We start from the raw sequence: 21,866 nt of genomic DNA, 5'->3' as shown, positions 1-21,866 counted from the left end.
CCGCGCTGGGCTGTTCGCACTCGTCGGCAGCCTGCTCGCGGCTCTCGGTCATCACGCGGTGGTCGAAGGCCCGGTCCCGTGGCGTCTGATGACCGCTCTCGCGGCCGCTCAGTTCGTGCTCGTGTGGCCCTTCGCCCGTCGTCCGATGGTTCTGACGACGGTCATGAGCTGCACCCTTGCGGCACAGGCCGTGCTGCACACCGCGTTGGCCGCGGAAGACGGCAGCGTTCGAGCAGCGGCCGTCCACACCGCTCACGCCGGCGCCGCCGGAGTGACCACAGGAGACGGGCATGCCTGGCACCACGCCGGGGTCGTCATGACCACGGCTCATACATGCGCGGCGCTGGTGGCGGCCTGGCTTCTACAGCGGGCCGACAGGGCGGTTGTCGCCGCCCTGTCCGCCGGCCGGATCATGAGAGCCGCGGCCGTCGCGGTGATCTTCCCGGCCGGCCTGGTGTCGTACCTGACCGGTGGCTCCCAAGCTGAGCAGCTGCCCTTGCCGCGGCTCGTCGGCCGGTTCCTCAACCCGGGGAGGGTGTGGGCCCGGATCCTGGCACACGCACTGGTGCGGAGAGGACCTCCGAGGAGAGAGCACGTCTCTTCTCGTCCTCTCTCCGGGCCCGGCCTCGGCCGACCCGGACTCACCAGCAAGGAGTTCACCCGTGTCTTCATCCCCTCACGGCTTCGGCCGCGTCACTCGTCGGCTCGGTGTGGTCAGCGCCTTCACCCTGACGGCTGCCCTCGCCCTGACCGGAACCGCCGCCGCGCACTCGGAGGTCGAGGCGGACAACCCGCAGGCGCTCGCCGAGAACGTCACGCTCACCTTTGTCTCCGAAGCCGAATCCGACTCGGCCGGTTTCACCCAGCTGCGTGTCGTTCTGCCCGATGGCATCGCCCCCGGTGACGTGACACTGGGCGAAGCGCCCAAGGGCTGGAAGCTGAAGGCCGGCGACGACGGCTACACCCTCGGCGGCCCCACCTTGAAGATGGGCGTCGATGCCGAGTACCAGATCAAGGTCCGCCAGCTGCCGGATGCCGAGAGCCTCGCCTTCAAGACGATCGAGACCTACAGCGACGGCAAGATCTCCCGCTGGATCGAGTTGTCCAAGGGAGGCGAGGAGTCGGAGCAGCCCGCTCCCGTCCTCGAACTGAAGGCGGCCGCCCCGGGCGCTACGCCGATCAGCCCGAGTCCCAGGGCTCCCGAGACCCCCAGCCCCACACCGTCCACCACGACGCCGTCGTCTCCCACGGCGTCCGCGGACACCACCGAGACCGCCGCTGACGAGAAGGACGAGGACAGCTCGACGGGCCTCGTCATTGGCGGCATCGTCGTGGCCTTGGCCGTTCTCGGCGGAGGGGCCTGGTGGCTCATGAGGCGCCGGACCCCCGGCAGCCAGAGCTGACTGGTGGCCACTGGGGCGGGGCGTAGCAGCAGCCTGACGAGCCGTCTTCCCCGGTGGCAGTGGTCACGAAGAGCTGGGTAGGTGATGCGTCCGGAGGACGCATCACCGCCTGCACGTTCGGGGCCATCTGCGGGACACGCCGCCGGTTCGAACGAGGCGCCTAGGTATACCTCGAGTGCGGGAACAGGGCTGCTACGACGCCTTCGGGGTCGGACCCACACCCCGTAACTGCCGGATGGTCCCGCCGAGCTTTTCCCGGAACCGTTCGAGCGCCTTCGGCTTGGCAGCGACGACCCAGCGCTTGCCGACGAGGTACTTGCCCCCGTACATGCTGGCCGTGCTGAGCCACGCTTGCTGGTACCTGTCCTCGGGGAACGTGGTGATGAGGTAGTCACCCTGCTTGGTGTGACACAACCCCTCGCGCAACTGCTCCGCTTCGACGCGGATGTTGGCCTTGCAGCCGGTGAGACCGGCGATCATCTCGACCTTCGCCGGTGCCACGACACCGGCCGCAGGGGCGGCTGCGACCGCTTGCTTGCCCTGCGATGCAGGGTCGTCCTCGCCCCCGCTGCAGGCACCGACCAGCGGCATCAGCGCAAGGATTCCGATCACCGCGGCCCGCGGCATCCCACGAGCGGCGGGGAGGGGACGGGTTACGGGTGCGGATGGTAGCTGCCGTAGCAAGGCGTCTCCCTGGATCAGTCGCGCCCGCCCGGGGACGAGGGGCAGACGTGGTCTGCAAGGAGTACGTGTGAATGGCACCGCTGCGTTCAGTCGCGGGCGGCTTCGTCCGAGACCGATAGGGCGACGGCTGAACTGCCGAGTCGTACGGCGGAGAGCCGTACTCGGGACTGGTACACGGGAGAGCTGAACGGACGTGTTCGTCACCCGATTCGGTGATGACGACAGCGGCAGCCGCTGGTGCACCGAACGCTGTCGGCTTCGGCGCCCTCCGCTGCTGGCTGGGCGATTGGCGTGAAACTGGTGAGACGCGCGGCGTGTGGTCCGCCATCACTGATGAGAACTTTATGTAGTCAGTGCACTACCTTCAGTGTCCATGGTGACGGGTGCGGCGTTGAAGCGCTCCCGCTCCGACTCACTGGTCGGAGCGGTGGTTCTCCTGGTGCTCACTGCGCTCGTGCACGTCTTGATCTGTTCCCACGGCCCGGCGTTCTCCGCAGCGACACGCGTCGACACACCGCTGGCTGCCACCGCCAGCCGCGCGACAACGGCGGAGCAGCAGGACCCCACGTACCTGCAAACCGAGCCTGCCAATCAACACCCCACGCACTGCTGGGATGCGAACGAGACGACGGTGGCACAGCCTTCGCGTGGCATCGAACTGGCCGTCCCCGCGGTACACCATGCGCAGCCCGCAGACTACGTACCAGCACAGCCGCACCCTGATTCGCCGAATTCCGCGCCACCGTTCCAAGGTGCGCGTGATTCCGTGGCGGGCCGCAGACTGGCCGTCCTTGGCGTGTGCCGGACCTGATCGACGCTTCTGCCGTTCCCTCGACGTGTAGAGGGACGGCAACGGATCAGTTTCGCCTCTTTCCCCCACGTACACCGGCTGCCGAACTACAGGGCCGGTGACAGGAGAAGCACGCCATGAAATCCCTCGCTCCAACTGCCCTTCCCGCTTGCCCGGCCCAGCTGCTGGCTGTCGCCAAACGCCCGATGCACACCCCCGCCGGGCTCGTTGGTGACACGCCCGTTCTGTGGATCGGTGAGCCGTTCGCCGCTGCTGGACGCGGCTTCTGGGCCAAGCTCGAAGGTCACAATCCCGGCGGCATCAAGGACCGAACCGCTCTTCACATGGTGCGAGCGGCCCGAGAACGCGGTGCCTTGCTCCCCGGGGCGCGGATCGTGGAGTCCACCTCGGGCACCCTCGGCCTGGGTCTGGCCCTGGCCGGCGCCACCTTCGGCCATCCGGTCACCGTGGTCACCGACCTCGGCATGGAACCGCTGATGACCGGCCTGCTCACGGCGTACGGTGCCACCGTCGACCTCGTCGACGTACCGCATCCCGTCGGCGGCTGGCAGCAGGCCCGCCGCGACCGTGTCGAGGAGCTGCTCGCCACTCATCCGGACGCCTGGTGTCCCGACCAGTACCACAACCCCGACAACGTCGCGGCGTACTCGGGTCTCGCGCATGAACTCGTCGCCCAGCTCGGCCGGATCGACACCCTGGTCGTCTCCGTCGGCACCGGTGGCCACTCCGCCGGCATCGCCTCAGTGCTGCGTGCCTTCTTCCCCCAGCTCCGGGTTGTCGGCGTGGACACCACGGGCTCCACGATCTTCGGCCAGCCGGCCGCGCACCGCCTGATGCGCGGACTGGGCAGCAGCATCTACCCCCGCAACGTCGCCTACGACCTCTTCGACGAAGTGCACTGGGTGGCCGCCCCCGAGGCCGCGTGGGCTGCCCGACGCCTGGCCCGCGACCACTACGCCACCGGCGGATGGAGCGTCGGTGCCGTGGCACTGGTCGCCCGGTGGCTGGCCCGAAGCTTGCCCGCCGAGGAACGCATCGTGGCTGTCTTTCCCGACGGCCCGCAACGCTACGTAGGAACCATCTTCAACGATACGTACTGCCGCGACCACCGCCTTCTGGGGCACCCGCCCACCGGCGCTCCTGACGAACTCGCACGTCCGGGCGACTGCGTTGTGGACCGCTGGACCCGCTGCACCACGGTCATCGACCCGCTCGTCACCGGCACGGATCAGAAGGTCGCAGGAGTCACCGGATGAAGCACCTCTGGCGTCAGACTCAATCCTTCCCGTCCGCGGTACGTCTGTTGATGGCGAACCAGTTCGCCATCAACCTCGCCTTCTACATGCTCATGCCGTATCTCGCTGCCCACCTCTCCGGCGGACTCGGCCTGGCCGCCTGGGCGGTGGGGCTCGTACTAGGCGTGCGCAACTTCTCCCAGCAGGGCATGTTCCTGATCGGCGGTACCTTCGCTGACCGCTATGGCTACAAGGCCCCGATCCTGGCAGGCTGCCTGCTTCGAACGGTCGGCTTCGGTCTGCTCGGCTGGGTCGACAACCTGCCCGCCCTCATCGCCGCCTCAGCCGCCACCGGCTTCGCCGGCGCCCTGTTCAACCCAGCCGTCCGCGCCTACCTCGCCGCCGAAGCCGGAGAGAGGCGCGTGGACGCCTTCGCGACCTTCAACGTCTACTACCAGGCGGGCATGCTCCTCGGACCGATTGCCGGACTCGCCCTGCTGGCCACCGACTTCCGCCTCGTCTGCACGACAGCAGCAGCAATCTTCACAGCGCTGAGCGTGCTGCAATGGCGCGCGCTGCCTCCCCGCCACGCCAGCCCGACGACCAGTGACCAGAACGGCGTGCTCGAGCAGTGGCGAACGGTCGTGACCAACCGCCCGTTCCTGCTCTTCGCCACCGCGATGATCGGCTCGTACGTGCTGACCTTCCAGGTCTACCTGGCCCTGCCGCTGGCGGCGGCCGACGCCCTAGGCACACACGGCACGCAGGTCACGAGCGGCCTCTTCGTCGTCTCGGCAGCGGTCGCGGTCATTGGGCAACTGCGTCTTACCGGCTGGGCGAAGAACCGATGGCAGCCCAGCGAGGCGCTGGTGCGCGGACTGTCGGCCATGGGGTTGGCCTTTCTTCCGCTGGCTCTAGCCCCGGGAGACTCCTCCACGGCTGTGCTCGCGTCCTTGGTTCTGGCGGTGGTGTTGCTCGCGGTCGGATCCGCGGTGGTCTATCCGTTCGAGATGGACACCATCGTCAATCTCTCGGGCGAGCGTCTGGTGGCCACCCACTACGGCCTCTACAACACGGTGTCGGGGCTCGGCATCACCATCGGAAACCTGGTCACCGGCGCGCTCTGGGACTTCGCCCAGCGGCATGACGCCCTGTGGCTGACCTGGGTGACTCTGACAGCTACGGGGCTGGTCTGCGCTGCAGCAGTCGCAGCCTTGGCCAGAACGGGGCGCCTTATCGCCAGGCAGCCAGCAGTAGTGGCCTGAGACGACGGCGCGAAGCGCGATCCGATGGCCGACGAGTATCGGCGAAGAGGCTTCTCGCGTGAGTGAGGCAGGAGCTGTGCTGGTCGGCACAAATACTCACGCTCTGTATTGGGCGGGGTATACGGGTGGGCCTGGAAGGTGACCGCGTGGCCAGCCATTCGCAGCCCTCCAGGGGCATTGTCGGTCTGGACGATCCCTCCCCACACCACACCGGCGGAAGCCTCGGCGGCTTCCGCCGGTGCGCTGCGCCAGGAGGGGCAACGGCGGGCGAGGGCGCCTGCTTCGGCACGCGTGTTCAGGCTTCGAGGAGCCGCCAGGATGAGAGGTGCCGGGGCGATGAAGGCGGAGCCGCGTGCGGACGTCCCGAAGTCCACCCCGATCCAGCCCTGCACCGAGGGCGAGTGGCAGCGGTTGCTGGATGCGCTGCGATCGGTGGTGGCTCAGGCATGGTCAGTGCACCGGGAGGCGAGGAACCTGGCTGCCGCCGACTGCCACCCGGCCGACGGTGGACTGTCCCGGGAGAACGTCGCCTGGCTCTTGGTACGGGAAGGCGCCGAGGAGTTCGGCCTGCCGGCGGGGTGCTCACCGGCGAACAAGTTGGCGACGGTGCATGTGCGGCAGCTCAAGGACGCCCTGTATCCGACGCCTATCACCCTGGCCGCGCACCGACTCCTGTTCGCCGCCTACTGCGGCATCGTGCCTGTCGGCATCGCCTATCTCGGCCTGGGCGACGTGTCGTGGGCCGGGGAGATCTGGAGCGGCTACGCCGACAGCTCGAAGGCGGCACCGTGCGGCGGCTGCCCACGTAGACCTCGGCCCCGTTCGGCTCCTGCAGCTGACCCGTCGCGGCACCGAGCCACCCCTGCTGTCCGAGCAGACGGGGGACCGGACGGCTTGACCTTCAAGCCGGGTCGAAGGTTTACCGTCGAGGGCATGAGGACCTACCGGATCTCGCAGCTGGCGGAACGCTGCGGTGTTCCCGCCACCACGCTGCGCTTCTACGAGGACGCCGGGCTGCTGCCGGCCGAGCGGACTCCTTCGGGTTACCGCATCTACGGGGAGGACGCGGTGGAGCGGCTGTCCTTCATCTCCTCGGCCAAGCTCCTGGGCCTGGCCCTGGAGGAGATCCGCGACCTGTTGGACGTCCGGGAAGAAGGAGTTTGCGCCTCGGTACGGGCCCGGATGCTGCCACTGATCGCGAGCCGGATCCAGGACACCGACGGCAGGGTCGCCGAGCTGCGGGCCTTCTCCGCCCGCCTGGCAGACGTCCATACCGCCCTGTCCGGGCCGGCACCGGAGGGCGCATGCGGACCGGACTGCGGCTGCACCACGACCACGGCCCCGGCGGCCGGGCCCGTGCCGGTGACCCTCTCACCCACCCGCCCCGCACCCGGACCGGCAGACGAGGCGTGGCGGGATGCCCCGGTGGCCTGCACGCTGGGCGGCGCCGAGCTGGGCGAGCGCACCGAGCAGTGGCGGACCCTGGTCGCGAAGACCGAACAGCGCGAGGACATCGAGGACGGGGTGCGACTGTCCTTCCCACCGGACGCCGACCTCGCCGGACAAATCGCGGCGTTGGCCGCGGCCGAGCAGGACTGCTGTGCGTTCTTCGACTTCACCCTGCACCTGACCCCCGCCGCCCTCCAGCTGGACGTGCGCGCGCCCGAGAGCGCCGCCGCGATGCTGGCCGACCTGTTCGGAGTCCCCGCATGACCACCACGCCGTCCTCCCGCTCGTCCGGCCCCTGGGGCGTCCTCGGTACGGGGGCAGCGGCCGTCGCCGCCTGTGCGGTCTGCTGCGCGGGCCCCCTGCTGGCCGTGCTCGGCGGCATCGGCGTCACCTCCGTGATCGGCGCCCTGTGGATGCCAGTGCTTGCTGTGCTGGCAGTAGCGGCGGCCGTGGGTTTCGCCGTCGTACGGCGGCGCCGGAAGCGGGATGCCTGCCGCACCACCCCGGCGCCGGCCGACCTGGGCATGCCCACCGTCGGGGCCCCGCCGAGGGACAGCGCGGCGCCGCGCTGACGTAAGGCCCCTGGCCGGTGGCCGGGCCGACGGCGTGACCTGTGAGGATGAGCCAGTGGCCGCCACCGGCGGCCGGTACGAGTTTCAAGGGAGCAGTCAGAGTGTCGCAGCAGGGACCGCAGGGCCTGGTCGAGCGGATGGAACACCACCAGGTCGCGATCTACCTCGCGGCGATGGCCGCCGGAGGACTGCTCGGCTGGCTGGCCCCGGCCGCGGGCCCCGGCCTGGAACACGCGATCAACCCGGTCCTCGGCGCGCTGCTGGTCGTCACCTTCCTCCAGGTCCCGGCCGCCGAACTGCTGCGCTCGCTGCGCGACGGCCGGTTCCTGTCCGCCGCCCTGGTGGTGAACTTCGTGGTGGTGCCGCTCATCGTCGCGGCGTTGTTCACGTTCCTGCCCGCCGACCAGGCCGTACGCGTCGGGGTCCTGCTGGTGCTGTTGTGCCCGTGCGTCGACTACGTGATCGTCTTCTCCGGCCTTGCCGGAGGCTCCAGTCGCCGCCTGCTCGCTGCCACCCCGCTCCTCCTGGTCACGCAGATGCTGCTGCTGCCCGGCTTCCTGTACCTGTTCATGGGCTCCGACCTGGCCGACATCGTCGAGATCGGCCCGTTCGTCGAAGCCTTCCTGGTCCTGATCGTCGTCCCCCTCGTGCTGGCCTGGACGCTGCAGGCGTGGGCCGCACGCCGCCCGGTCGGCCAGAAGGTCTCCGACGCGGCGACCACGACGATGGTGCCGCTGATGGCCGCGACCCTGATCACCGTGGTCGCCTCCCAGGTTCCCAAGCTCGGCGACAGCCTCACCGACGTCGCCGCCGTCATCCCCTTCTACGCCGCGTTCCTCGTCGTCATGGCGTTCGCCGGGAAGGCCGTCGCTCGACTCTTCCGACTCGACGCCCCCGGCGGACGGGCGATCGTGTTCACCGGCGCGACCCGCAACTCCCTCGTCGTTCTCCCCCTGGCCCTCGCGCTGCCCGCCGGATTGGAGGCCGCCGCGGTCGTCGTAGTCACACAGACCCTCGTCGAAGTCCTCGGCATGGTCGCCTACGTCCGCCTCGTTCCCCGTCTCGTCCCCGCCCGCGAGCCCGTTGCAGCCGAGCCCGCCGCACGCTGACGAACCGCCCGCAGCAGCAGGCATCCCGGACTGCTGTCCCGGGATCTCGACCTACCGACCCGCCGAACCGAGGAGCGGCGCCTCGGCCTGAAGCTCGCGCTCCGCCCACCCCTTCAACCACGCGTGTCGGCGCGCATCGAACTCGACCTGGTCACGGTAGGTGTCGTCGGCCGTCCACTGCCCTTCGTGGACCCTTCGGTGATACACGACGTCGCTGAGCAGTTCGCCGGCCGCTCGCGCGCAGACACCCATCAGGAACGCCTTGTGAAGACCACCGTGGTCGACGGCCTGGGCGAGGCGTGTGTCGGTCAGCAACATGCAGTGGCCCTGTCCTCGGGGTCCGCCCGATGCGTCCAGACGGCTCCCGGCGCGTGACGTCCGACGGGAGTCGGGCACATTCAGGTCCTCAGACTCCCGGAGACGGGATCCCAGCCGGCCGACCGACCTGCGACCCAGCGCAGACCGGTGGTGATGGCGTGCTCGTTGCGTATGGCCAGCGAGAAAGGCGGGTTTCGGTCGTCATCGTTGACGAACGCGACGCGCGGGGCGCTGACGTAGTTCAACGTGGTGTTGCGGGCAGGGGCAGGGCCGGGCCCCTGGGCGGGCAACCGCGGTGACCCGACGGTCCTTCGTGATACCCCGGGGTATGAGGTCCGGGTCAGCCTTCGGCCCGTCGGGGCGATGATCCATTCCAGGGAGACGCCCTCTTGGGTGCGGAGGCTCTCGTAGAGCTCCTCCAGGTGGGTAGGCGACTCGGGTCCAGGCCGGTCAGGGTGATCACGGCGACGGACGGCTGGTCTCCTGAGCGGGTCAGGAGGCCGTCTGTCGTCGCCGGTCACAAATGGGTGGGAAATCAACCCGGGCCTACGGACGTCGCACGCACAGGTGAGCGGGGGCAACCGTCAATACTCCGCGTCATTGCCGGTTTGGCTAACCGGCGATTCGGGGCTATGTTGCCTCGCTCTTCGTAGAGGGCCCCTCTGGCGGCAGCCGAAGTCAGCGAGTACTCGCAGCGATGGGAAGGACGCTCCCTCTGTGGCGCGCCCACCGCTTTGCCGGTCTCCTGGGTGGGGGTGCAGATTCAAGGCAAGCCCATGGCTGGTCTAGCGGGAGTAGGCGGAGGGGGTGATGCGGTTACCAGTGACGATGCCGGCCAGTATGCAACGGTCGATGGTGGCGTCGCGGGGACGGTGGGTGGCCAGCCACGCCAGTTCATTGATGCGCAGCGTTCCGCTGCTGGTGGTCTTCGGCGTGAGGTCCAGGACGAGGAGCTGGCCGAAGGGTGCGTTGGTGTTGGTGTATTCGGCTTCCTGAGTGAGGTATCTACCTTCGATGTGGGTGCGGCTGTTGCTGTCGCTGTCTTGCTTCATCTCAGTGAGATAGCGCAGGGGGCCGAAATGGACCATGACGTCGGCGCGTCCCATGCCGACATTGTTCGTCTCTACCTGAACGACGTTGTGCAAGGGGCCGGTGAGCAGCCATTGGTGGAAGTCGCGTTGCAGGTCCCCTTCGTTGGCGTCCCGCTGGCCCTTTTCCGGTTTGCGACGGTAGTCGTAGGGCGGGTCGTCTCGCTTTCCAGCGCCGAAGATGTGCGTGCGTTCCAGATCGGTACGGGATTTGAGGAACAGCAGGGTTTGGGTGAGCAGAGCGCTGAACGTCTGCCGGACTTGTCCGGCGAACTGCTCATGCTGGGACAGGAGTGTCAGGAAACCGTCGAGCAAGGGCATGATGACCGGGTCGTCGGCTTTGAGGCGTGCGAGGTCACTGTCGTAGGCAATGCCCTCGACGGCCGCAAGAGTGGTGTCAGACAGCCCAGCCAGGTGCAGAGCCTCCTTCGCCGGGAGTCGGCGAGCCACGGTAGGCGCGATGCGGTGCAAGCGTTCGTCCGCGGCTCGGGCGTCTGAGTCCTCGTCGTCTGCGTCGCTTGAGTCACCGACGGATGGGCTACGGGCTTCCCGGGCGTCGAGCCGGGCGAGGACAGCGGTCGCGGCGTCGGTGTCGAAGTGGCAACCGGGGAAGTCCTGCGGCCGCGCAGCGGCATGCCTCAGTGCGCTGAGGAACGCTTCCTTGCGCAGGAAGCCATCCTCGACAGCGGGCTCCACCAGGACGGCCAGACCGGGGGCGTCACTTCCCTCTCCAAGCGGTTGGATGGTGCGGGCGGCGCGGTAGGCGGTGAGGACTGCGTCCACGGCGTGCCAGGAGTCCATCCATACTTCGGCGGCGAAGAGTTCCGCCGCAGCCTTCAACTGGACTAGAAGGTGGGACCAAGCGACTTCGGCCGACTGCCGCGGCTGGAGCCAAGCAGGCTGGTGCGTGCCGTGCAGCCATGCCCGGCGACGCTCCAGTGCCTGTTCGATACGGTCGGCGGCCTGTGTAATCCGGGCGGTGTCGTGCGCGGTGAAACCCAGGAGGGCATCGCACGCGGCCAGGTAGGCGGCAGCGTCATCGCGGGCTTCCTCGGCGGCCTCGGCTGCTGCGAACAGCGAGCGGGCTTCCACGACCTGCCTGCTGACCTCAGTCAGGTCGGTGGCGGACAGCGCGGTGCGTAAGCGGTCACACCCCAGTTCGAACAGCGCGTCGACATCGGCCACCTCGTCGACGGACAGATGCTGCAGCAGTCCGCGCGCTGCGGCCGAGACGCGGGCTTCCTGCTGCGCCCAGCAGTCCAGGACAACGCCCAGGATGCGCGGGAGACGCTCCAGGAAGTCTTCCGGCCCCTGCACGGGCAGTTCTTCCAGAACCTCCCATACCTGGTAGGGGCGGACCGCTTCGCAGGCGGCGAGCCTGACCGCGCCTTCCAGCCGTGCAGCAGCCAGCAGTGGACCGCGGTCGACCTGCTCGGCAAGACCATCCAGAAGTGCCCCGTTGAGGGGCTTCGCCAGCGCCTTGACGGCGGCGGTGCTGCCAAGCAAAGTCTCCAGCGACGAGGTGAGGGCCAGGACGCTGCTCTGCTGTGCGAGCCCAGTGGGAAAGGCGGCAGCGGCCTGAGTCCAGGCCGCGTCCGCAGCATCGCAGGCGTGGGCAACGGCCTCGGCCAGGAGCGGGGCCAGCGGGCCGGCCGCGACGGTTCGCACCTGCTCGTGCAGCGTCTCGGCCGGCAGGCCGAGGTCCTCAAATGTGATGAAGGCGTGCCCGGCGGTGGCCAGGGCGCTGAGGCGCTCGGCGAGCAGTGTCATGCTCCATCCCCCTTCCGCCAGTGTGAAGCCTTCACCACAGTGGTTTGCCGTCGCGGGCTTCGATGATGTTCTCGGCGGGCAGTACGTCGTGCACCAGGTCGAAGTCCCTGGTAGTGATCAACACCTGCAGATGGTTCTCCGAAGCCAATTGGGCCAGCTCTCCCAGCAACCTGCGGATGTCGAGGTCCTGGACCTCCTCCGCTTTCGGGCTGTCGATCAGCAACAGGCCCGGGTGCGTCGAAACGGCGTGCGCGGCGCCCACCCGCAGCAAAGCGATGACCACCGCGATTCGCAGCCGCAGTCGCTCGCCGGGGCTCTGGGCGCCGAAGGGTTTGGTGCGCCCGCCGCCCTTGGTGATGTCCAGATGGGCGGCACGGTCGATCTTCACCGATTCCAGTGCGTCGATGCCGAATCGTCGGCCGAGCTGAGCGATCTCCCGGTTCAGATCGGCAAAGAGCGCCTGGGCTGCCACCTCGTGGTCCTTCTCCAAAACCTTGGCCGCTGCACGGAAGACCTTCAGGGCCTTTGTCTCGTCTGCGTCGATGACCAAAGCGGGCAGCTCCGGGAAGACGCTGAGCGCGCCCTCCAGCCGCAGCACCTCTTCGCGTGCGATGAGGCGGGCCGGCGCCTGCACTGCGGATTCCGCACGTCGCAGCCGGGCCTGAGCCCAGGTGAGCTCGCCCGACAGCCGGTCCAGCTCGACCTCTGCCGCCTCCAGTGCGTCCTTGGCCATCTTCTCCGCGGCGGTGCTGTCCCGCAGCCGCTGCCTGGCCTCGGCGATGACCTCTTCGGGAAGGTTATCGTCACCCGTCACGGGCCGTGAGCACACCGCACAAGACTGAGCCTCGCGCTCCTGGCGCCTGCGATCGGCTGCGATCACCTGATCGCAGCGCGGACACGCCGTGGGATCCAGCCCGTGGAAGAGCTGGCGGGCAGTGGCACTCTCGATGACATCATTGGCGAGCTTCGCGTCATGCTGGCGCTGGGCCCGGGCCCGTCGGTGCGCCTGCATCAGCTCATCCCACGTCTCGTGCGTGTCCGCGACAGCACGCGCCAACTGCACCACGTGGGAAGCCACCTCGGGCAGTGACTCCTCCCAGCCGCCCTCAGTGTCGGCTATGGCGGACAGGCGCTCCTGGGCCCGCTCCAGGTTCTTGGCGATTCGATGGCGCTCCTCGTCCCGCTTGCCCCGCGCCTCCGTATCCGCCGCCTGTGCGGCTTTGTGTCTGGCCGCGAGCACATCGGCCGCAGTCTTCACGCGCGTGAGCGCGGCTGCGGAGGGCAGATCCAAGAACACCTGCAACAGACGGCCGGGCAGCCCGCTCATCGTGTGCTCACCCAGCAGCGCCTTGTCCCGCCCCGCAGGCAGGTAGACCGCCCCGAAGTAGACCGGCCAACCGTGGGTCTGCGTACCGGTCTGCTTGTAGCTGTTCACCAGCGGATGCAGATCCAGGCGGTCCATCATCAGCGCCTGCATCTGCTCCGCGAAGCTTGCCGAGCTTAACGCCCGCAGAAGGGGGATGATCTCGTGGTCGGCGTCCGGAGCGCGCACCAACTCCAGGGCCTCGATGGCGGGACCGGCCAGGACGACCGCTGAAGTGATCTCCTCCTCGGCCAGATCCAGCCGGATCCCCACCGCCTGCCCGGCTATCTCGACGTCCAGATCCACCTCGCGCAACCAATGCGCTTCGGCCATCAGGTCCCTCGGCGAACCCCGCAGGCACCACGTCACAAGCTCCAGCACCGAGGTCTTGCCCCGTAGATTGGACGCCACCAGTCCGGTCAGTCCCTCGGAAAACCGCAGCGATGTATCGAAGGGACCGGGATAGACCGATCCCGTCCGCTGCCCGGCGATGCGCAGCCGGTGCAGCCGCAGAGTGCGGGACCGGGCCGGCGGTGTCACCAGGGGAACGCCGTGGGCGGCGAACGCATCGCGTACATCCTCAACGCTCACGGCTGCCCGCTCAGCTATCCGCGTCTCCAGCAGCACGTCATCCCTGTCCATGGTCCCCCACCCGAATCCCGTCCTGTCCCCTCTGCGTACGCAGTCGCGCCAGGCGCTCCCGCGCCCGGGTGCTGACCGAGCCAATCCGCTCGCCCCGGGCTGCCTCGGCATACTCGCGCTGCAGATACTGCCGCCGCTTCAGCTGGCTTCCCCCCAGGCCGTCGGCCAGTGCGACGACGAGCTGAACGCGCTCGACGTAGTAGCTGAATACGGGAGCCTGCTGGATCACTTCACGGGCGATCGTCCGACCGGCCTCCAGCAGAAAGTAGTCGTGCTGGCGTACCCGGTCGACCGTGCCCCGGCGGCGCCGAGCCACCAGACCGGCGCTGCGCAGTACGGCCAGCGCATTGTCCAGCGGCTCGTAAGCTCCGAAGTGGTGACGCAGCATCGGATATCGTCGTACTTCGGGTTCCTCAGAACTCAGGATTGACGCGGCCAGCGACAGCAGCGGCTCCTCCCCGCTCTGCTCGTACTCCGTCAGCAGTTCATCAGCGAGGTAGTCGGGATTGCGCAGCCAGAAGTCCAACTTCTGCAACCGCACCTGCGTTCGGACAACACCCACGGCGTCCACGAGACCGGGATCAGCCCGCTCTGCATCGTTGGCTGGCTCGCATGCGCCATCGATGAGCAGTAGGATGCGCACCGCATCCTGCTCTCGGCTGGTGACCGGTGCTTCGGGGACAGCTCTCCGTAACTCTTGATCCACCAGGCAAGATTAGCCACGAGTGACCGCAATCGTCCCTGTTCTGAACCCAACAGTTATCTGCCTTCAGGCCCGAAACCAAGGCTGCTACTCGAGGCCGACCAACAACTGCTCGCTGCGGACATCATCTACGGTGCGCCGATGGCCGTCCCGGTCCGTAACGGAATCGACGACGTGGCACTGTGCCAGGGCGACGTCCGCGTCCTGGAAGTGGTTGAGAGCCGGGGACGTCTCATTCTTCAGGTCTGTCTCGGACTCGGCGGTGGACTTGGTCAGCAGGTCCTTTCCATCCGACGCGACAAGCAGGGATCCGACCCCGCCCTGCGCTGGGCTCGCATGGCCGACCAGCTCTGCCTAGAGGGCCGCCTGCAAACGAACTGCCGTCCCGCTCGTCGCCGGCGCCCCCCTCGGGGTGAGCACGGCCGCCTATGCGCTACGGCTGGAGGAGACATACGGGGTGCGGCGGATCGTCGTCCCTCACGCCACCGGTCTCGATCGCCGCGTTCTGTGCCCTGGACGGGGCCGACTGCCATCACTGCCGACTGCCCGACCAGCCCGGCTCCGGCCTCTGCTGCCGCGCCGGCTAGCAGAGCGCACCCGCGGCCGAGGGCGCCCCGGTGGATCTGGGTGGATTCCTGGACAGGGCGTCGGACTGCGCCCGCGGGAGAGCCCGATCATCCGCCAGAACGCCAAGATCACCCAGATGTACCGGCAGGCGCTGGACGGCGTCGCGAAGGGCTGGAGCACTAAGCAGACCATCGCCGACATCGGCCGCGTCGAGCTGACGTGGCAGATGTGCTGGGTGCCGCGGATGTGCGAGCAGCAACGCTGCCGCTTCCGTGACACCCCGCGCCGCCGTACCCATGTCTAGGCCGGCAGGAGAGTGACCATGACTGTGGAAGTCCGCCTGACCACTGCCGGCCGGCTGGAAGAAGTCCTTCGCCTGCCCGTCGACGCGGTGAGCCGCACGGCCTGCTCACGGGCCGCCTCCGGGCCGAGGCGTCCGCGTATCCGCGACGGAACTGGTGGGTGTGGTCCACCGCGCTGCTCAGCCGTGGCCGAAGGGGCATCCGCCCTTACCGCGGGCCTTGGCGTCGTCGTCGAGGTAGAAGTTGGGGCGCTGGTCGGCCTGGTCGTAGTAGCGGTGGAAGACCGGGGTGATGCCGCCGGAGACGGGGGGCACGATCCAGCTCCAGTCGGCGGGTACGGCGCGGCCCTGCTTCTCTTCTTTGGCGAGGTGGGTCATGAAGTGCCGGGACTCGGTGTGGTGGTCGCTGATCTTGACGCCGGCCCGGGAGAAGGAGTGCAGGACGGCGACGTTGAGTTCGACCAGGGCGCGGTCGCGCCACAGGGTGGTGTCGCTGCTGGTGTCGAGGCCGAGGTGTTCGGCGATGACGGGCAGCAGGTTGTAACGGTCGGTGTCGACGAGGTTGCGGGCGCCGATCTCGGTGCCCATGTACCAGCCGTTGAAGGGTGCGAGGGGGTAGTTGATGCCGCCGATGCGCAGCCGCATGTTGGAGATCGCCGGTACGGCGTGCCAGCGCAGCCCGAGGTCGGCGAAGTCGGGGTGGTCGGGGTGGGTGAGATGGACTTCCAGGACGAGGTCCGGGGGGACGTCGAACAGCTGGGGCTTGTCCTGGGCGGTTTCGATGACCCAGGGCAGCACGTCCCAGGGGCCGCCGGGGGCCTGCCAGCCCAGGCGCTTGACGGTGTCGGTGAAGTCGGCGTAGGTCGGGTCGCCGACGATGTGGCCGTTGTCCTGTCGGTGGCCGGCGTAGCGGATGAGCTGGTCGTTCCACACCCGGGGGGCCCGGCTCTCAGGTGTGTCGGGGGCGAAGATGGAGATGACGGGGCGGATGCGGCCGCCGTTGGTGGCCTGGCGCAGGTGGTCGCACAGGTGCTGGTGGATGTCTTCGGCGGTGGTGGCCTGGCGGCGGTCCAGGACGCGCAGGCTCTTCCAGTACAGGCGGCCGATGCACCGGCTGGAGTTGCGCCAGGCGACACGGGCTCCGAAGACGAGTTCGTCGGTGGTGTGGGTGTAGGTGCCGGTCTCGTTGATCTGTGTGCGTATCTGCTGCAGCCGTGTGGTGAGCGGGAGGGGCTGGTCGGGGTGCTCTTCGTGGTGGAGGCGTACGAACTCCTCCGCTTCGTCCCCGTCCGCTTCGGCGGGGTGGGGCTGACCGGCCGGTGCGGGGCGAGGGGCCGGCAGTGCGGTTTCGGCGGGCGGGTCGAGGGTGTAGATGCGAGCCAGAAGCGTTTCGGAGTTCATGGGTTCCTCGCGGGTGGCGTTCGGCTCCGGCAGTGGTCCATGGCGGCGGGCTGGTGCCGGGTCAACTGTGGCGCGACGGTGGGCGCGGGCACCCGCGCGGAGGCATCGACGACTTCGGGGGTTAGCCGTTCGTCGCGAGGGTGCCCGCGCCGGTCAGGGGGCCGTGTCGTTGGACCGGCGGTGTGGGGTGGGCTCAGGTGGCCAGGTCGTTTGACCGGGGCTGGCGGGCGATGGAGGTTCCGAACAGCTCGTCCCAGTAGGGGGCGGAGATGCCGAAGCCCTTGGTGTCGTCGCGGAAGTGGTGGCGCATGTGGAGCGAGCGCAGGTGCCGCATGAGCCGGCTCTTGGGGGTGGCGAGGTGCAGGTAGAGGTGGAACAGGTCGTAGGTGAGGTAGCCGAAGGTGTAGCCGGCGCCGAAGGTTAGCGGCAGTGAGCCGAGCCCGGAGGCCAGGTAGATCGTTCCGGCGACCATCGGGATGCTCAGCAGTGGGCTGAGGATGGAGCGGCGCGGGTCGGTGGGGTAGTCGTGGTGAATGCCGTGCAGGATGTAGTGCAGGCGCGCGCCGAAGCCCTTTTCGGGCTCGTAGTGCAGCACGATGCGGTGGCCCCAGTACTCCGACAGTGTCCACGTCACGTAGCCCGCGGCCGCCCATCCGAGGAGCGCCCAGCCGTCGGTCTCGCCGAGGGAGTACCAGACGCAGGCGGCGATCACCGGGGTGAACAGGGCGACGGTGGTGACCGGGTGGACGTGGATGAGGTGGTCCAGCCAGCGCCAGCCGACGACGGCGGGTGCGTTGCCGCGCCGGACGGCGCCCTTGTAGTTACTGGGGCGGGCGGGTGTTTGGGAGGTCACGCCCCGGCTCCTTCCGCGGTGGGGGCCTTCACCCGTGTCTCGTAGGCGATGCGGGCCTGGTAGTCGGTGGTGCGCAGCAGCTGGTCGGCCTTGAGGAAGCGGCCCATCGCGTCCCGCCACGGCTGCGGCAGCAGGAACAGGGAGCGGGTGACGGGGTTGGTCCAGCCGGGCACGTATCGGTTGTAGACGGGGCGGCGGGCGGTGCGCAGCACGGATTTGGCGATGTCGTCGGGGGTGAGCAGCGGCACGAACCGGCCCTTGCCGACGCCGGAGGTCAGCTCCGTCTGGGCGGGGATGGGCAGGATGATGGACAGGTCCACGCCGGAACCGCGCAGCTCGGCGCGTACGCCCTCGGACAGGCCGACGACGCCGTGCTTGGCGGCGGAGTAGGTGGCGCAGCCGGGCAGGCCGATCATGCCGACGGCGGAGACCATGTTGATGATGTGGCCGTGCCCGCGTCGGCGCATCGGGCCGATGGCGGTCTTCATGCCGTTGAGGGTGCCGAGGAGGTTGACGCCGAGCTGGTGGGCGGTGTCCTCGGCGGACTCCTTCTCGAAGGGGCCGACGATCATCTCGCCGGCGTTGTTGACGAAGATGTCGATCGCGCCGAGGTCGGCCTCGGCCGCGTTCCAGAACGCCTGGACGCTGACGGGGTCGGTGACGTCCAGCGGGTAGGCGCGGGCGCCGATGTCGGCGGCGACCTTGGCGGCGTAGTCGTGGTTGCGGGCGCCGATGGCCACTGTGGCGCCGGCGGCGATGAACTGCTCGGCGGTGGCACGGCCGATGCCGCGGCTGCCGCCGGTGATGGCGACGGTCTTGTTACTGATGTCCCTGGGCACGGCGGAAGCCTCCAGAAGAGTCGCGGTCGGTCAGGCGAGGATGCGGAAGGTGCGGTTGTGCCAGAGCAGCGGGTGCCCGCCGCCCAGGCCGAGCCGGCGGACTTCGGCGGTGAGGATGGTGTGGTCGCCGCCGGGATGGGCGGCCTGAACGGTGCAGGTCAGCCAGGCCAGCGCGTCGTGGAGGACGGGCAGGCCGTCCTCCAGGCGGTGGGCGGTGGCCGCGAAGCGGGCGTCCTGGTCGAGGTGCGGGTCGGCGAACCGCCGTGCGAGAGGGACCTGGTCCTCCCGCAGCACGTTGACGGCCAGCACCCCGGTGGTGCGGATTCGGGCCAGTGTGCGGCTGTGGTTGGCCGCGCAGGCCAGGATCATCGGTGGATCGAGGGACAGGGAGCACACGGCGCTCGCCGTCATGCCCGCCGCGCCCGCGCCGTCGGGTCCGCTGGTGGTCAGCACGGTGACGCCGGAGGGCAAGTGTGCGAGGACGTCCTTGAACCCCCGCTCCGTCACCGGCGATGCGGTGGTCTGGGGAGGGAGGGCGGCGGTACTGAGGGCGCCGGTCACGGTGCGTCCGCTGCCGCTGAGGCGCCGACGGGTTCGGCCTCGGGTGTGGTGAGGGTGATGTGCTCGCCGAGCAGGCCGCGCAGGATGAGGCTGATGGCCTCGGTCAGGGCCTGGCAGGCGATCGGGTCGATGATGGCGGCGAGGCTGGGCATGCCGAGGTCGAAGCGGGCGGTGAACCGTACGCTGACCGCGTTGTCGTCGTGGCTGTGCACGGTCCACGTGCCGTCGAACTGGTCGAAGTCGCCGTCGGTCTGGGTGAATTCGATGGTCAGGTTGGCGGCGTCGATGCGGTCGCGTTCGGACCAGCACAGGATGCCGTTGCGGAAGTTCACCGACCAGTCCGAGTCCAGGGTGTCGCCACCGGTGTCGGTGACGGTCACCTCGCGGACGGCGTCGGTGTACTTCGGGTAGGCGGCGAAGTCCCGCAGCCGCTCGAAGACGGCCGGGGCGGTCGTGTCGGGTATGAGGGCGTCGAGGGTCACCTCGGGCATGTCAGCGTGTCCCCTTCGTGGAAGCGGTGGTGCGGGCCAGTGCGGTGGCTGCGGAGGTGAAGGCGCGGGTGATCCAGTCCAGGTCGGACGGGGTGAGCACTGCCGGCGGGGTCAGGCGCACGACCCGGTGGGCGTTGAGGGAGTGGTTGACCAGCAGCCCCTCCTCCAGCAGGTGCAGGACGAGTTCTCCGGCGGTGCCTTCGTCGCGCATCTCGATGCCCAGGAGCAGGCCGCGGCCGCGGATGTCCACCACCGCGTTGCCGTGCAGGGGGGCCAGGGCCGACTGGATGCGCTCCAGCAGGTCTTCGCCCAGGGCGTGGGCCCGCTCCACCAGGTTCTCGTCGCGGATCGCGGTGACGGCGGCCGCAGCGGCCGCCATCGCCACCGGGGAGGCGGCGAAGGTGGAGGTGTGCAGGAAGGGGTCCTTGTCGAACGGCGCGTACGCCTGCGCGGTGGCGACCGCGGCGGCGACCGGGATCACACCGCCGCTGAGGTTCTTGCCGACCAGCAGCACATCCGGCCGCAGCCCTTCCGTATCGGCGCCCCACCAGGTTCCCAGGCGGCCCAGACCGGTCTGGATCTCGTCCAGGACGAACATCGCCCCGTGCTCGGCGCACAGCCGCTGCACCTGCGTGAGGTAGCCGGGCGGGGGCAGGACCGCGCCGCCCTCGCCCTGCATGGGTTCGAGGATGACGCAGGCAGGCTCCCCGTCGGCGAGCGTCCGCTCCAGGGCCTCGGCGTCGCCGTAGGGGACGTGCTCGGCCGGCAGGAGCGGCCGGAACGGGTCCTGGTAGAAGGGCTTGGCCGTGACGGCGAGCGCGCCGGTGGTTTTGCCGTGGTAGCCGCCGGTTGCGGAGATCAGCCGGTGCTTGCCGTGGGCGCGGGCCAGTTTGATCGCGGTCTCGGTGGCCTCGGCGCCGGAGTTGACGAAGTGAACCCGCTCCAGGCCGGGGGGTGTGACGGCGGCGAGCGCGGCCGCTGCCCTCGCTGCGGCCGGCTCCAGGAGCAGCCGGGTGGCCATCGGGTGGCGGTGAATCTGCTCGATGACGGCCTCCACCACCCGGGGGTGGCGGTGGCCGAGGAGGAAGACCCCGTAGCCGCCGCAGTCCAGGTACTCCTTGGCATCCGCGTCCCACACGCGGCTGCCCTCGGAGGCGACCTCCATGGCGGCGCCGGTCAGGGACGCCAGTCGCGCCCGTCCCTTGCTCAGGTGGCGGCGGTAGATGCCCAGCACCTCGCCGGCCGACGCATCGGCAGTGCCGGTGGCGGTAAGTGTCAGCTCGCTCATGCCGGCACCTGCTCACCTGCGAGCACCGGCTCCGCCACTCGGCGGACCATGCCCTTGGTGCGGGCCATGTAGGCGACCGATGCCCGCAACGCGTCTTCGAGTTCGCTTCCGCTGGGGGCCGCCGGGATACCGGGGAGCTGGCCCAGGCTGGTGGGAAAGACGTGACCGTGAGCGAACAGCGCCGTCATGGCGAGCATGTCGTCGAACCGGCGACGCGCCCTGGGGTGCAGGTTCGCGATGAACACCGGACGGATGAGACGGTCGACCATCTCGGGGCCGACCATGCGCGGCCGCGCCGCGGCAAGGCCGAGCTCGTCCGCGGTGTCGCCGATGACCTCAAGGGTGCGCTGGGTGCTCAGCGCACTGGTGCCCGCGGTGACCCAGATGTCGCCGTCCCGCCGCCCCTGGCGGATCAGAGCGGCGATGGTGGCGGCGACCACGTCCTGCGGTATGAAGTCGATCGGCGATTCGGCGGGCACCGGAACCAGCGGGAGCAGGCCGCGCAGCAGGCCGTGGATGATACCGTGCATGCCCTGGAACGCGGAGATCGCTCCGGTGACCGCGTCCCCGATCACCACCGACGGGCGGATGATCACTGCGGGGACGCCCGACGACCGCACGACGTCCTCGCCGGCACGCTTGGAGTCCAGGTAGTCCTCCGGCCGCGCGGTGGCATCCCCGTGGTCCTGACCGAGCTGCGCCCGGGTCAGGTCGGTCCGGTCCACGAACGCCGTGGACACGTGGTGCAGCACGGCGTCCGCGTCGGCGGCCAGCTGCACGATCTGCCGGGTGCCGGCCTCGTTGAGCGCGTGGGTGGCCTCGGGGCCGCTGGAGAAGCCGGTGACGGCGGCGCAGTGAACGATCACGTCCACGCGTGTGGCCAGACGCCGGTAGGCGCCGGCGTCCAGGCCGAGCCGGGGGACGGTCAGGTCACCGGCCAGCTGCTCGTCGGCGCCGGCCGCCGCAGTGCGGTGGGTCAGGGCGATGGTGTGGCAGTCGGACAGCTGGGGCAGCAGCGCGCTGCCCACGACACCGGACGCGCCGGTGAGAAGAACGGTGGGATGACTGGGCACGGTCGAGCACCTCACGGACAGGTCAGCGGGCGTACAGGAGTCGAGGGCAGGCGGCAGCCGTTCGAGGGCATGGCCGAAGC

Annotated in this window: 19 protein-coding genes and 1 pseudogene; 8 read left to right on the top strand and 12 right to left on the bottom strand. The window is 69.3% G+C overall.

What is annotated here, in order from left to right; all coding sequences use genetic code 11:
* The first annotated feature begins 662 nt into the window (after positions 1–662).
* Positions 663–1,403, top strand: coding sequence for a DUF1775 domain-containing protein (locus NI25_RS07445; protein WP_061441675.1), 741 nt, complete (start codon positions 663–665; stop codon positions 1,401–1,403).
* A gap of 192 nt (positions 1,404–1,595) precedes the next feature.
* Here the strand turns inward: NI25_RS07445 and NI25_RS07440 are convergent, their stop codons facing one another.
* Entirely contained in the window at positions 1,596–1,994 is a 399-nt protein-coding gene (locus NI25_RS07440) for a hypothetical protein (RefSeq protein WP_309475074.1), read from the bottom strand.
* Positions 1,995–3,014: 1,020 nt separating this feature from the next.
* Here NI25_RS07440 and NI25_RS07435 point away from each other — a divergent pair.
* The 5 genes from NI25_RS07435 (at position 3,015) to NI25_RS07415 (ending at position 8,528) form a co-directional block, all read left to right on the top strand.
* Complete coding sequence (locus NI25_RS07435; RefSeq protein ID WP_061441673.1) at positions 3,015–4,154, top strand: PLP-dependent cysteine synthase family protein; 1,140 nt, start codon at positions 3,015–3,017, stop codon at positions 4,152–4,154.
* Entirely contained in the window at positions 4,151–5,398 is a 1,248-nt protein-coding gene (locus tag NI25_RS07430) for an MFS transporter (protein ID WP_061441672.1), read from the top strand. Before NI25_RS07435 ends, NI25_RS07430 begins: the two co-directional genes overlap by 4 nt.
* 318 nt (positions 5,399–5,716) lie before the next feature.
* Positions 5,717–7,111 carry a heavy metal-responsive transcriptional regulator gene (locus NI25_RS40610; protein WP_324610067.1) on the top strand — a complete coding sequence of 465 codons (1,395 nt, stop codon included), beginning with the start codon at positions 5,717–5,719 and terminating at the stop codon, positions 7,109–7,111.
* Positions 7,108–7,419: a hypothetical protein gene (locus tag NI25_RS07420; RefSeq protein WP_228126036.1), complete on the top strand. Its 312-nt coding sequence runs from the start codon at positions 7,108–7,110 to the stop codon at positions 7,417–7,419. Before NI25_RS40610 ends, NI25_RS07420 begins: the two co-directional genes overlap by 4 nt.
* Positions 7,420–7,556: 137 nt before the next feature.
* A complete protein-coding gene (locus NI25_RS07415) occupies positions 7,557–8,528 on the top strand; it encodes an arsenic resistance protein (RefSeq protein ID WP_181849656.1) in 972 nt (323 codons plus the stop codon).
* 51 nt (positions 8,529–8,579) lie between these two features.
* On the opposite strand, the gene NI25_RS40055 is transcribed toward NI25_RS07415, so the two are convergent.
* The 4 genes from NI25_RS40055 to NI25_RS07395 form a co-directional block, all read right to left on the bottom strand.
* Positions 8,580–8,846, bottom strand: a complete 267-nt coding sequence (locus tag NI25_RS40055; protein ID WP_228126035.1) for a hypothetical protein — start codon at positions 8,844–8,846, stop codon at positions 8,580–8,582.
* Between the two features lie 785 nt (positions 8,847–9,631).
* On the bottom strand, positions 9,632–11,704 hold the full coding sequence (locus tag NI25_RS07405) for a hypothetical protein (protein ID WP_061441669.1): 2,073 nt from the start codon (positions 11,702–11,704) through the stop codon (positions 9,632–9,634).
* A gap of 31 nt (positions 11,705–11,735) precedes the next feature.
* Positions 11,736–13,709, bottom strand: a complete 1,974-nt coding sequence (locus tag NI25_RS07400) for a hypothetical protein (RefSeq protein WP_061441668.1) — start codon at positions 13,707–13,709, stop codon at positions 11,736–11,738.
* Positions 13,696–14,352, bottom strand: a complete 657-nt coding sequence (locus NI25_RS07395) for a hypothetical protein (protein WP_228126034.1) — start codon at positions 14,350–14,352, stop codon at positions 13,696–13,698. Before NI25_RS07395 ends, NI25_RS07400 begins: the two co-directional genes overlap by 14 nt.
* 207 nt (positions 14,353–14,559) lie before the next feature.
* Between NI25_RS07395 and NI25_RS40050 the strand changes: the two are divergent.
* Positions 14,560–14,796 (top strand): annotated as a pseudogene (locus tag NI25_RS40050) (TerD family protein); the annotation flags it as partial.
* A gap of 319 nt (positions 14,797–15,115) precedes the next feature.
* Positions 15,116–15,283, top strand: a complete 168-nt coding sequence (locus tag NI25_RS39365) for a hypothetical protein (RefSeq protein ID WP_153176674.1) — start codon at positions 15,116–15,118, stop codon at positions 15,281–15,283.
* Positions 15,284–15,460: 177 nt separating this feature from the next.
* Here the strand turns inward: NI25_RS39365 and NI25_RS07390 are convergent, their stop codons facing one another.
* From NI25_RS07390 to NI25_RS07360, 7 genes are all read right to left on the bottom strand, one after another.
* Positions 15,461–16,681 (bottom strand): nitric oxide synthase oxygenase, encoded by a 1,221-nt coding sequence (locus NI25_RS07390; RefSeq protein ID WP_078884538.1) that lies wholly within the window; start codon positions 16,679–16,681, stop codon positions 15,461–15,463.
* Positions 16,682–16,874: 193 nt separating this feature from the next.
* A complete protein-coding gene (locus NI25_RS07385; protein ID WP_061441666.1) occupies positions 16,875–17,534 on the bottom strand; it encodes a sterol desaturase family protein in 660 nt (219 codons plus the stop codon).
* Complete coding sequence (locus tag NI25_RS07380) at positions 17,531–18,373, bottom strand: SDR family oxidoreductase (protein ID WP_061441665.1); 843 nt, start codon at positions 18,371–18,373, stop codon at positions 17,531–17,533. The genes NI25_RS07385 and NI25_RS07380 overlap by 4 nt, the downstream gene beginning before the upstream one ends.
* A gap of 30 nt (positions 18,374–18,403) precedes the next feature.
* Positions 18,404–18,934 (bottom strand): flavin reductase family protein, encoded by a 531-nt coding sequence (locus NI25_RS07375; protein WP_199560844.1) that lies wholly within the window; start codon positions 18,932–18,934, stop codon positions 18,404–18,406.
* A complete protein-coding gene (locus NI25_RS07370; protein WP_061441664.1) occupies positions 18,931–19,425 on the bottom strand; it encodes a type II toxin-antitoxin system RatA family toxin in 495 nt (164 codons plus the stop codon). Before NI25_RS07370 ends, NI25_RS07375 begins: the two co-directional genes overlap by 4 nt.
* Before the next feature lies 1 nt (position 19,426).
* The gene (locus tag NI25_RS07365; protein ID WP_061441663.1) at positions 19,427–20,713 is read right to left on the bottom strand and encodes an aspartate aminotransferase family protein; all 1,287 of its coding nucleotides are present in this window, start codon (positions 20,711–20,713) and stop codon (positions 19,427–19,429) included.
* Positions 20,710–21,786: an SDR family oxidoreductase gene (locus NI25_RS07360; RefSeq protein WP_061441662.1), complete on the bottom strand. Its 1,077-nt coding sequence runs from the start codon at positions 21,784–21,786 to the stop codon at positions 20,710–20,712. The genes NI25_RS07365 and NI25_RS07360 overlap by 4 nt, the downstream gene beginning before the upstream one ends.
* Positions 21,787–21,866 lie beyond the last annotated feature (80 nt).

The sequence above is a fragment of the Streptomyces sp. CCM_MD2014 genome, from assembly GCF_000772045.1.
GTDB classification, from domain to species: domain Bacteria; phylum Actinomycetota; class Actinomycetes; order Streptomycetales; family Streptomycetaceae; genus Streptomyces; species Streptomyces salinarius.
This window is presented reverse-complemented; position numbering and strand designations above follow the sequence as displayed.

What these genes read in the sequence shown, in the direction of transcription:
- NI25_RS07405 (WP_061441669.1), bottom strand. Translation starts at nt 11,704, where the DNA reads ATGACACTGCTCGCCGAGCGCCTCAGCGCCCTGGCCACCGCCGGGCAC.
- NI25_RS07420 (WP_228126036.1), top strand. Translation starts at nt 7,108, where the DNA reads ATGACCACCACGCCGTCCTCCCGCTCGTCCGGCCCCTGGGGCGTCCTC.
- NI25_RS39365 (WP_153176674.1), top strand. Translation starts at nt 15,116, where the DNA reads ATGTACCGGCAGGCGCTGGACGGCGTCGCGAAGGGCTGGAGCACTAAG.
- NI25_RS07435 (WP_061441673.1), top strand. Translation starts at nt 3,015, where the DNA reads ATGAAATCCCTCGCTCCAACTGCCCTTCCCGCTTGCCCGGCCCAGCTG.
- NI25_RS40610 (WP_324610067.1), top strand. Translation starts at nt 5,717, where the DNA reads ATGAGAGGTGCCGGGGCGATGAAGGCGGAGCCGCGTGCGGACGTCCCG.
- NI25_RS07430 (WP_061441672.1), top strand. Translation starts at nt 4,151, where the DNA reads ATGAAGCACCTCTGGCGTCAGACTCAATCCTTCCCGTCCGCGGTACGT.
- NI25_RS07390 (WP_078884538.1), bottom strand. Translation starts at nt 16,681, where the DNA reads ATGAACTCCGAAACGCTTCTGGCTCGCATCTACACCCTCGACCCGCCC.
- NI25_RS07415 (WP_181849656.1), top strand. Translation starts at nt 7,557, where the DNA reads ATGGAACACCACCAGGTCGCGATCTACCTCGCGGCGATGGCCGCCGGA.
- NI25_RS40055 (WP_228126035.1), bottom strand. Translation starts at nt 8,846, where the DNA reads ATGTTGCTGACCGACACACGCCTCGCCCAGGCCGTCGACCACGGTGGT.
- NI25_RS07400 (WP_061441668.1), bottom strand. Translation starts at nt 13,709, where the DNA reads ATGGACAGGGATGACGTGCTGCTGGAGACGCGGATAGCTGAGCGGGCA.
- NI25_RS07440 (WP_309475074.1), bottom strand. Translation starts at nt 1,994, where the DNA reads ATGCCGCTGGTCGGTGCCTGCAGCGGGGGCGAGGACGACCCTGCATCG.
- NI25_RS07370 (WP_061441664.1), bottom strand. Translation starts at nt 19,425, where the DNA reads ATGCCCGAGGTGACCCTCGACGCCCTCATACCCGACACGACCGCCCCG.
- NI25_RS07365 (WP_061441663.1), bottom strand. Translation starts at nt 20,713, where the DNA reads ATGAGCGAGCTGACACTTACCGCCACCGGCACTGCCGATGCGTCGGCC.